This window comes from Sphingomonas sp. LM7 (genome assembly GCF_002002925.1).
GTDB lineage: Bacteria > Pseudomonadota > Alphaproteobacteria > Sphingomonadales > Sphingomonadaceae > Sphingomonas.
Genome location: NZ_CP019511.1, coordinates 1,233,634 through 1,245,761, shown reverse-complemented (window position 1 = coordinate 1,245,761; position 12,128 = coordinate 1,233,634). Strand labels below are relative to the sequence as shown.

The 12,128-nt window shown below is 67.1% G+C and carries 1 protein-coding gene (running past one end of the window); it reads left to right on the top strand.

Annotation, left to right across the window (positions count from 1 at the left end; translation table 11 throughout):
• On the top strand, positions 1 to 12,128 hold the final stretch of the coding sequence (locus tag BXU08_RS20290) for a tandem-95 repeat protein (RefSeq protein WP_150125427.1). Its footprint begins 24,214 nt before the window's first position; 12,128 of the gene's 36,342 nt are visible here — the last part of the coding sequence; its start codon lies off the left edge, out of view; the stop codon is at positions 12,126 to 12,128.

The window sequence follows — 12,128 nt, the reverse complement described above, 5'->3', positions numbered from 1 at the left end:
CCGGCAGCAGCCCGGCAGGCGTGACGGTCTCGCTCGCCGATGGCACCGCGCATGGCGGCGATGCCGAGGGCGATGTGCTGATCGGCATCGAGAACCTCACCGGCTCCGATTTCGACGACATCCTCACCGGCAACGGCGGTGCCAACGTGCTGATCGGCGGCCGTGGCGACGACCGGCTGGATGGCGGCGCGGGCGACGACACGCTGATCGGCGGTCGCGGTGCCGATCTGCTGATCGGCGGCGACGGCATCGACATGGTCGAATATTCGCTGTCGACCGAAGGCGTGACGATCGACCTCGCCAACGGCAATGCCGGCAGCGGCGACGCGCAGGGCGATGTGTTCAGCGGCATCGAGCTGGTGCGCGGCTCCTATCATGCCGATGTGCTGCGTGGCGACGCCGGCGACAACCGGCTGAGCGGCGGGCTCGGCGCCGATGTGATCGATGGTCGCGATGGCTTCGACACGGCCGATTATTCGCGCGCCGAAGCTGCGGTCACCGTCGATCTCGGCGCGGGCGTCGGGCTGGCCGGAGAGGCTGTGGGCGACACGCTGATTTCGATCGAGCAGGTCACTGGCTCGATCTTCGACGATACGCTGCTCGGCGGCGCCGACGCGGAAGTGTTCGACGGCGGCCGCGGTGACGATGTGCTTCGCGGCGGCGCGGGATCGGACGACTATCGCTTCGGCTTCCGCCGCGGCGGCGACGTGATCACCGAAATCGGTGGTGCCGGCGACGTCGATCGGCTGGTGCTGATCGAAGGCGTGCTTCCAAAGGATGTCTCGCTGGTCCGCGAGGGCGACGATCTGGTCGTCGTGCTCGAGAACGACGGCAGCTTCCTCAAGGATCGCGCCCGCATCGTGAACCACTTCCTCGGCAACGAGAGGGGGATCGAGACGATCGCGTTCGCCAACGGCGCCACCTGGAACCGCACCCAGATCGAGGCGCTGGTTCGCGCCGGACTGCTCGACGCGCAGGACGATATCTATCTGTTCGGCACCGAGGACGTGACTGCGATCCTCGATCCGGTGACGTTGATGCTCAACGACATCACCGAAGGCCATGACGGCGCGCTCGAACTGGTCGGCGTCGGCAACGCCGTCCATGGCTCGGTTTCGATCACCGCCGACGGCAGGATCGCCTTCACCGGCGCGGCCAATTACAACGGCGATGCGTTCTTCGACTATACCGTCCGCGACGACTTCGGCCGCGAATCCACGGCGCGTGTCGAAGTGAATCTCGCCCCGGTCAACGATGCGCCGGTCGGCGTCGATGATCCTCGGATCAACGCCACCGAAGACATGATCCTGCGCATCCGCATCGATGCGCTGCTCGCCAACGACTATGACGTCGATGGCGACGGCGAGTTCGAGCCGCTGACCATTGTCGGGGTGCGCCCGCTCAAGGATGAGGGGGGCAACGACCTCTATCCCTATTGGAAGCGCGACGAATATGAGGGGCCGGCGACCAACCTCACCTGGAAGATCGACGGCCAGTATATCGAGTTCAAGCCACGGCCCGATTTCTTCGGCTTCGCCGGCTTCGAATATATCTTGTCCGACTCCGCCGGCGCTACTTCGACGGCCAAGGTCGAAGTTTATGTGAACCCGGTCAACGACGCGCCCCGGCTCGACAAGCAGCAGCAGGTCGTCCGCATGGACATGACCACGACGATCACCGTCGCTGAGCTGATGGCGTCGGTCTACGATATCGAAACCGACGCCTTCTCGTTCGTCGGGCTGCATTATGCGGCCAACGGCAAGGCTACCGACAATGGCAATGCGATCTGGGATGCCGCGACCCAGACGATCGCCTATACGCCGGGTGCGCTGGGCAAGGGGTTCCTGACCTTCGACGTGATCGACGCGCGCGGTGCCTCGGCGACGCTGAGCTACGAGCTCAAGGTGCGCCCGCTCAACGACGCACCGGTCGCGCGCAATGATTATGGCCTGCGCACGCTCGAAGACACGATCCTCGTGATCGATCCGGCGACCCTGCTCGCCAACGATACCGACGAGAATGGCGACACGCTGACGCTCGTCAGCGTCCAGCGCTTCCCCGATAATGGCAAGGTCCGCATCCGCGCCGACGGGATGATCGAATTCAGCCCGCGTGCCGATTACAATGGCGGCGCCGGCTTCCAGTACACGATCAGCGACGGCCGTGGCGGCACTGCGACCGGCTATGCCGCGATCACGGTGATGCCGCGCAACGACGGCCCGGTGCTGCGCGACGATGTGGTCCGCGGGATCGAGGACAAGACGCTCTACGTCATCCCTGCCGAAGCCTTCGGCAACGATTACGACCTGCAGGGCGACGTGCTTTTCTTCCGCGACTCCGCGGTGCTCGGCGTGCTCGACCGGCGCTTCCTCTCGGCGGGCTTCACTGTCGAGGCGCGCGCTGCCAACAACGAGGGCCTGCCCGAGTGGCTGAGCTTCGACGCCGCGACGATGACCTTCACCGGCACCCCGCCTCAAGGCACCGTCCGCACCGACGTCGTCGTCTTCCTCCACGATCCCAGCAATGGCACCACCTTCGCGCACCGCTACAGCTTTGATCAGGGCGCGGCGGACGAACTCGCCGCCGGTCTGTCGGTCGGTGAAGAGGTGATGGGCGGCTATCAGGTCCGCGCACCCTTCGCCGTCAGCCATGAATTCGGCGAGACTGCGTTCGCCGCGGGCACCAGCGTTGTGGCGACCCTCGCCGACGGCGCGCCGCTGCCCGTCTGGCTCGCCTTCGACGCCGTGACGCGCCGCTTCACCGGCACCCCGCCGGAGGGCGCCACCGCACCGATCGACGTCACGCTGGCATTCAGCTGGCAGAACCCGGCCGATCCCGCGGCGGTGCCGGTGACTCGCAGTGAGACGGTGACGCTGGATCCTGCCGCCTTCTCAGGCGGTGCGGGCATCGGATATGACAGCGACCTTGCCCTGTTCGACATGGCGCAGGGTGGCTTTACCGCCAGCCTTGCCGGTGGTCGCGGGCTGCCCGACTGGCTCGGCTTCGACGCCGCAACGCGCACGCTCCACCTCACCGGCTTCGAGCCCGATTCCGACGCCCCGGTGGCGCGCCTCCAGATCACCTTCACGCCGCCGGCCGAAACGCTGGGCGAGGACGAGTATGACGCCGCCAAGCGCGGCTTCACGCTCGAGTTCGTCATCGATCCCCGCCTGCCGCTCGATCCGGCGATCAACGCATTGCTCGCGGGCGATCCCTATTTCGCCGCACAGGGCCTGTTCGCGCTCGACCTGGGCGGGGCAGGGGCGATCACTGCATCGCGTGAGAGCCGCGCGCCGCTGCCGAGCTGGCTGAGCTTCGATGCCGAGACCTTCGCCTTCACCGGCACGCCCCCCGCGAGCTTCGTCGGCGCAGTGCCTGTGCGGCTCGATATCGCCGGCAACGGAACGACGATCCCGGCGATGTCGATCATCACCGAAGTCGCAGTCGATGCGCATTATCGCCTCAATGATGCCGATGGCTTCGGGACCAGCACCGCCGGCGAGCGGATCAATCTTCACGCCCCGGTCGATTTCAACGGCACGATCGCGATCCTCTACAACGCCCAGGACGAGAAGGGCGGCGCCTCGCTCGATCCCGCGACGATTCTGTTCGATGTCGCCCCCGATGCCGAGAAGCCCGATGCCGGCGCCGACAGCTTCACGCTGCGTGAGGCCGAAACGGTCAGCTTCCGGATCATCGACCTGATCGCCAACGATCGCGATGACGATGGCGACCGGCTCCGCGTCACGGCGCTCACCGCAACCACCAACGGTGCGCTCGCCATCGCGCTCGCCACCGTCACGCTCGAAGTCCCTGCCGGGCTCGCCGCGGCCGGCGCGACTTGGTCGGCGACGCTCGCCGACGGCTCGGACCTGCCCGACTGGATGGTGATCGACGCCACCACCGGCACGGTCACCGCCACGGTGCCGCTCGATGTGCGCAAGAGCTTCGGCCTGGTCTGGACGCGCAGCACCGACGGTGTGACCGGCGCCGCGACGCGCTTCTTCGACGGCAATCTCGCCACGGTCACCTACACACCCAACACCGGCTTCTCGGGCCTCGACGGTTTCGGCTACACGCTGACCGACGATCGTCAGGGCGCCGTCTCCGGCCAGGTCTCGCTCGAAGTCCAGTCGCGCTTCGACGCCCCGCATGCCGTGACCGATCGGTTCCAGGGCCTCGAAGAGACGGTTCTGGTCCTCACCCCTGCGGACCTGCTCGCCAACGATTATGACGTCGATGGCGATGCGATCCGCTTCCTCGACGTGCTCAACGCAGTCAACGGCACGGTCAGCTTCGACGGCACCAGCATCCGCTTCACGCCCAAGGGCGACTGGGACGGTCTGGCGAGCTTCGATTACACCGTCACCGACGACGTCCACGGCACCAGCGTCGGCCGCGTCGAAGTCGATGTCCGCCCGACCAACCGTGCGCCGACCCTCGTCGCCGACGTCTTCGCCGCGACCGAGGATACGCCCTATATCTTCACGGCGGCCGACCTCCTCGCGAACGACAGCGATCTGGACGGCGACGCGGTCCGCTTCGTTTCTCTGTCGACCGAACATCCGGACGGCCGCATTCTGACGCTTCCGAACGGCCGCTACCAGTTCGTTCCCGACGAAAACGTCACCGGGCCGGTCGCGTTCAGCTACACGATCACCGATGGCCGCCGCACCAGCACTGGCAGCTTCACCTTCGATATCGCAGCAGTGAATGACGCGCCGATCGCCAATCCCGACGGAATCTATCTTGGCGATCAGGATACCGAGCTGGTCGTCAACTTCGCCGATCTGATCGCCAACGATCGCGATGTCGAAGGTGATGCGTTCACGCTCGTCGAAGTGTTCGACGGCGACAACGGCGTCGTCCGCCGCGAAGGCGATACCGCGGTGTTCCTGGGCCGCGAGGGCTATTATGGCGACGCGGGCTTCCATTACCGCGTTACCGATATCCACGGCGCGACCAGCACCGGCTATGTCTCGCTGATCATCAAGCCCGAGTTCGACTTGCCGATCGCGGTCTCCGACCGGGGCCTCGAAATGCTCGAGGACGGCTATCTCGACATCGATCCGGCGATGCTCCTCGCCAACGACTATATCCCCGAGGGCACCACGCCGATCTTCCTCGGCCTCACCGGCGGCAACGTCGTCGAGCTCGCCAACGGGCTGTGGCGCTTCACGCCCGACGCCAATTTCTTCGGCAAGGCGACGCTCACTTACGCGATCACCAACGAGAGCGGCTTCGCGATCCCGACTACCGTCACGATCGACGTGCTGCCGGTCGCCGATCGCCCGGTCGCGACCGGCGACACGCTGGCCATGGTCGAGGATACGCCGCTCACCCTCTTCACCACCCAGTTGCTCGCCAACGACTATGACGTCGATCGGCAGGCGATCGTGCTCAAGCGCATCGTCGACCAGCACAATGTCACTGTCGTCGACAACGGCATCGGCCAGCTGGTGATCACGCCCGCCACGAACGCCAACGGCGAAGCGTGGTTCGATTATGAGATCATCGATTCAAGCGGCGCCACGGCGGTCGCTCGGGTCGCAGTGACGATCGCCGCGGTCAACGATGCCCCGGCGATCGACATGCTGCCAGTGCTGACCGGCGTCGAGGACCAGCCTTTCACTGCCACGCTGCCTGCCGGCCTCGTCAGCGACGCCGATGGTGATGCGCTGGTCGTCGAACTGCGCGGGCAGGGCGGCACCGCGCTGCCCGACTGGCTCCACTATGATCGCCAGACGCGCATGCTCTCGGGCCAGCCGCCCGCCAATTTCAACGGCGGACTGGTGCTCGAACTCGCCGCCGCCGATCAGTCGAGCGAGACGATCCGGGAGATCCTCGTCTCGATCGCTCCAATCAACGACGCGCCGACGCTCACTGCGCCGATCGCCGATCGCACGGCGAGCGAGGACCAGCCCTTCGCCTTCGCGCTGACCAGCAACGCCTTCGCCGATGTCGACGGCGACACGCTGACCTTCAGCGTCGCGCTGGCCGATGGCAGCCCGCTTCCGGAATGGCTGGCATTCGACGGCACAATGCTCTCGGGTCAGGCGCCGCCGAACTTCAACGGCAGCCTCTCGCTGGTGGTGACTGCCAGCGACGGCAAGCTCACCGTGTCCGACAGCTTCGACCTGATTATCACACCGGTGAACGACGCGCCGATCGCCGCCGCTCCGCTCGCCGACGTCATCGTCGCCGAGGACACGCTGGTCGATATCCTGATCCCAGCCGCGGCATTCAGCGATGTCGATGGCGATGTGCTGACTCGCACTGCGCGGCTGGCGGGCGGCGATCCGCTGCCGGCCTGGCTCACCTTCGACGGCCTGCGGTTCTTCGGCCAGCCACCGATCGATTATACCGGCGTGCTCGATCTCGAAGTCTCGGCCAGCGACAGTGCATTCACCGCCACCCAGGGCTTCCGCCTGACGATTACCGGCGTCAACGATGCGCCGATCGCCACGGGATCGATCGCCGACGCCAGCTTCGGCGAAGACAGCCTCGTCGATATCGCGCTCCCCGCCGGCCTGTTCGCCGACGCCGATGGCGACACGCTCAGCCTTTCGGCCCGCCTCGCCTCGGGCGCGGCGCTGCCCGGCTGGCTCAGCTTCGACGGTACGCGCTTCACCGGCACGCCGCCCGTCGATTTCAACGGCGCGCTCGACCTCGCGGTCGTGGCGAGTGACGGCACGCTCGATGCCAGCGTCCAGTTCCGCCTGACTATCGCTCCGGCCAATGACGTGCCCGTGCTGCTGGTGCCGATGGCCGATGTCGCGCTGCGCGAGGACGAAGCGGTCTCGATCGCGCTGCCTGCGGGAATGTTCGCCGATGTCGACGGCGATGCGCTGACGCTCTCGGCCCGCCTCGCCTCGGGCGCCTCGCTTCCGTCATGGCTGACGTTCGATGGTGTCCGCTTCACGGGCACGCCGCCCGCCGACTTCCACGGCGCGCTCGAACTCGAAATTACCGCCAGTGATGGCACGCTGACCGCCGCCGATCGCTTCATCTTGTCAGTCGCGTCGGTCAATGACGCACCGATCGTCGTCGCCCCGATCGGCGACGTCACTACCCCCGAAGACCAGCCGATCGACTTCGCCATCCCCGCGGGCACTTTCGCCGATGTCGATGGCGATACCCTAGCGATCACCGCGACCCGCGCGGACGGCACGCCGCTGCCGGCCTGGCTCAGCTTCGACGGCAGCCGCTTCACCGGCACGCCGCCGGCGAACTTCAACGGCACCATCGCACTGACCGTTACCGCCAGCGACGGCACGCTCGCCGCGACCACCGGCTTCGCGCTGATCGTCGGCGCAGTGAACGACGCGCCCGCGCTGGTACAGCTGCTCGCCGACGTGCACGGTCGCGAAGATACCCCTTTCGACATCGCGCTCCCCGCCGGCAGCTTCACCGATATCGACGGCGACCTGCTGAGCTGGACCGCGCGGCTTGCCGACGGCAGCGCGCTCCCCGCGTGGCTCGCATTCGACGGCCTGCGCTTCACCGGTACGCCGCCCGCCGACTATAATGGCGCAATAGACATCGTCGTGACCGCCAGCGATGGCCAGGCGAGCGCGAGCGACATCTTCCGCCTGACGATCGATCCGGTGAACGACGCCCCGGTCCGCCTTGCCACCCTCGCCGATATCGCCTTTGCCGAGGATCAGGCGATCGTGATCGAACTGCCCGCCAATGTCTTCGCCGATGCCGACAGCGCCCTTACGCTCAGTGCGCGCCGCGCCGATGGCGAACCGCTGCCGACCTGGCTCGCCTTTGACGGGGTCCGGTTCACCGGCACGCCGCCCGCCAATTTCAATGGATCGATCGAGATCCAAGTCAACGCCAGCGACGGCCAGCTGACCGCCAGCGACGTGTTCGTGCTGACGATCACCCCGGTGAACGACGCCCCGGTCGCAACGCTGACCCTGGCCGATCGCCATGTCGGCGAGGACAGCGCCGTCGATATCGCGCTGCCCGCCAATCTCTTCACCGACCTCGACGGCGACGTGCTGACGCTCTCCGCGCTCGGTTCGGACGGCACGCCGCTCCCGGGATGGCTGACCTTTGATGGCGTCCGCTTCACCGGAACGCCCCCGGCGAACTTCACCGGCGCGCTCTTGCTTCGCGTCGTCGCCAGTGACGGTTCGCTCACCGCCAGCGCCGACTTCCGGCTGATCGTCGATCCGGTCGACGATGCGCCGGTGCTCGTCCATGCCGTCGGCGATCGCCATGTCGCCGAAGATGCCGCGATCCTCATCGCGCTGCCCGCAGGCCAGTTCATCGATGCCGATGGCGACGCGCTCACCGTCACTGCGCGGCTCGCCAGCGGCGGCGGGCTGCCAGCATGGCTCGCGTTCGACGGCGCGCGCTTCACCGGCACCCCGCCAGCCGACTTCAACGGCACGCTGGATCTCGAACTGGTCGCGAGCGACGGCACGCTGAGTGCCGTCGATCGCTTCCGCCTCGTCATCGATCCGGCGGCCGACGCGCCCGCGGTGCTGCGCCCGATCGCCGACCTCGTCTATGGCGAGGACGACGCCGTCGATTTCACTATCCCCGCTGGCACCTTCGGCGACGCCGATGGCGATGCGCTCACCGTTGCGCTCAAGCTTGCGAACGGCCAGCCGCTTCCCGCATGGCTCCACTTCGACGGTTCGCGCCTGACCGGCACGCCGCCATCGAATTTCAACGGTGCGGTCGACCTCGCCTTCACGGCGAGCGACGGTACGCTCAGCGTGACCGACCAGGTCCGGCTGAGCTTCCTCGCCCGCAATGATGCACCGGTGATCAACCGCGCGCTCGCCGATGTGGCGACGCCCGAGGACAGTGCCTTCAACATCCTCCTGCCCACCGACAGCTTCACCGATGTCGACAGCGATGCGCTGACGCTCACCGCGCGGCTGGTCGGCGGACAGCCGCTGCCCAGCTGGATCGGGTTCAACGGTGCGCGCTTCACCGGCACGCCGCCCGCCAATTACACCGGCGTGCTCGATATCGAGGTCACCGCGAGCGACGGTTCGCTCACCGTCGCGGACGTCTTCCGCCTCACCGTCAGCGCCGTGAACGACGCGCCGGTGGTGGCGCTGGCGATCGCGGACCGGACCGTGCCGGACAGTCAGGCGATCGACTTCACGATCCCGGCGGGCACCTTCACCGATATCGACAATCCGACGTTGGCGCTCACCGCCAGGCTGGCCAGCGGCGCGGCACTGCCGGCATGGCTGAGCTTCGCCAATGGCCGCTTCACCGGCACTCCGCCGGCCGGCGCCGCCGCGTTGACTCTGCGCGTTACCGCCAGCGACGGCACTGCAAGCGTGTTCGACGATTTCGTGCTCACGATCACCGCGAGCAACGTCAATCGCGCGCCCGTGGTCGCGCAGCCGCTCGCCGATCGCAGCACATTGGAGGACGCGGCGATCGACTTCACGCTTCCGGCAGGCAGTTTCACCGATCCCGACGGCGACGCGCTGACACTGACCGCGAGGCTCGCCAATGGCGACGCCTTGCCCAGCTGGCTGAGCTTCGCCAATCGCCGCTTCACCGGGCGTCCGCCGGCCAATTTCAACGGCGCAGTCGATATCCAGGTCACTGCCAATGACGGCAAGGGTGGCAATGCCAACGACGTCTTCCGGCTGACCGTCACGCCGGTCAACGATACGCCGACCGGCCCGACCACCACGCTGGCGCTCGCCGGAACCGAGGACCAGGCGCTATCGATCCTGATCGACACCTCTGGCTTCGTCGATGTCGACGGCCAGGCGCTGACCTTCACGATGAAGCGCTCCGACGGATCGGCGCTGCCCAGCTGGCTGACCTTCGCCAATGGCCGCCTCGCGGGCACTCCGCCGGCGAACTTCAACGGCGCGCTGGCGCTCAAGCTGATCGCCAGCGACGGCCAGACCAGCGCGAGCCGCCCGGTCACGCTGACGATCGCAGCCGTCAACGATGCGCCGGTCGGCGGCAATGACGGGGTCTATGTCGTCCGGGGCGGCGATCCGCTCACCATCCTCGGCTCCAGCCTGCTCGAAAACGACCGGGACGTGGACGGCGATACGCTGACGATCACGGCGGTTACCGGCGCATCGCACGGCGCGGTGCGGCTGGAGAACGGCAACGTCATCTATTCGCCCACGGTCGGCTATCAGGGCAGCGACCAGATCCAGTACACCTTGTCGGACGGCAAGGGCGGCACCGTGCAGACCAAAGTCAATATCGCGGTGGTCGATCCCTATGCCGGCTGGATCCAGGGCGGCGCCGAGGCGAACTGGCTGTTCGGCAACATCACCCGCGCCAATTCCATCGCGGGCAATGGCGGCAACGACACGATCACCGGCGGCTTCCTTGCCGATCGCCTTGCCGGTGGCGATGGAAACGACTGGCTGATCGGGCTCGACGGCGACGACCAGCTCTGGGGACAGGCGGGCAACGACGTGCTGGTGGGCGGCAATGGCCGCGATACCGCCTTCTATGCCGGGCTGCGCTCAACCTATTCGCTGACCACCGGCCTCGGCAATCTCTACATCACCGCCGCCGATCAGTCCGCCGCGGACGGCAACGAAGGCACCGACACGCTGATCGGCATCGAGACGCTGTCGTTCCGCAACGGCGAGACCGTGTCGATCGCCTCGCCGATCGTGCTCGATCTCGACGGCGACGGCACCGAGCTGGTGTCGGCCGGAGCGAGCAACGCGGCGTTCGACATGGACGGCGACGGCCTGGCCGACGACACCAGCTGGATCGGCCAGGACGACGCCTTCCTGTTCATCGACCGCGACGGCAACGGCACGGTGAGCGATGCAGGCGAGCTTAGCTTCGTCGGCGATGTCGAGGACGCCCGCTCCGATCTCGAAGGCCTGCGTGCCTTTGACAGCGACGGCAACGGCAAGATCGCTGTCGGCGACGCGCGCTTCACCGACTTCAAGATCTGGCAGGATGCCGATGGCGACGGCCGCGTCGATGCCGGCGAAGTGCGCACGCTCGCCGCGGCGGGGATTTCCGCGATCGGGCTGGCAGGGACCGCAGTCGATACCAAGGCGGCGATCGGCGGCGCGGCAGTGGTCAACACCGGCAGCTTCGTGAAGACCGACGGCACCAGCGGCAAATTCTCCGATGTCGCGCTGTCCTATTTCTCCGCCGCGCGCGCGGCACTGCCCGATATCGGTTTCACGGCGCAGAGCTTCTCGGAAAAGCGCGGCAAGTATCGGATCAACTTCGCCGGCGGCGCGATGACGATCACCCGCAAGGGGCGCGCCTCCAGCGTCCGCGACCTCGAACTCGCGACGATCATGCGCTTCAAGGGCGCGACGATCGGCATGCTCAGCGGGATCGTCCTCGATCTCGACGGCAAGGGCATCAAGACCGCGAGCAGCGGCCGCTCAAAGGCCAAGTTCGACATGGACGGTAACGGCGCGGCCGATCGGACCGGCTGGATCGGCAGTGGCGAGGCGTTCCTCGTCATCGACCGCAATCGCGACGGCCGCGTTAACGACGCCTCCGAACTGTCGTTCCGCGCCGAAGCGCCCGATGCCAAGACCGATTTCGAGGCCCTTGCCGCCTTCGACGTCAATGGCGACGGAATCCTGGATGCCAAGGACGCGCGCTTCGCCGAACTTTCGATCTGGCGCGACAAGAACGGCAACGGCGTCACCGACGCCGGCGAGATGATATCGCTGGAAGCAGCAGGGATCGAGGCGATCGGCCTCGGCAACAAGGCGACCACGGGCGTCGCCGGGGTAGGGGACAACATCGTCCTCGCCAACGGCGCCTTCCGCCGCAAGGACGGCACCACCGGCGGCACGTCGGAAATCGCCTTCGCCTTCACGCCTGCGGCAGCACCCCGCGGCACCGCTGCGCTCACCCAGTCGCAGCTGGCATCGATGCGCGATGCGATGTCGGGCAACGCCGCCTTCGCCGAGCGGCAGATCGCGGGCGACTATTATTCGCCGCAGACCTCGGGCCTGCCCTACGCAGCGCCGGCACTTACAGGAGCGAGCGGCGCGCTGAGCGAAGACGTTGCCACGCGCGAGCGGATCCTGCGCATGACCCACGACATGGGCAGCTTCGCCAGCGCGCAGGTCTATGCACGCGAGGCATTGGGAAGCGACGACCCGTTGGGCTACGCGCTCTGA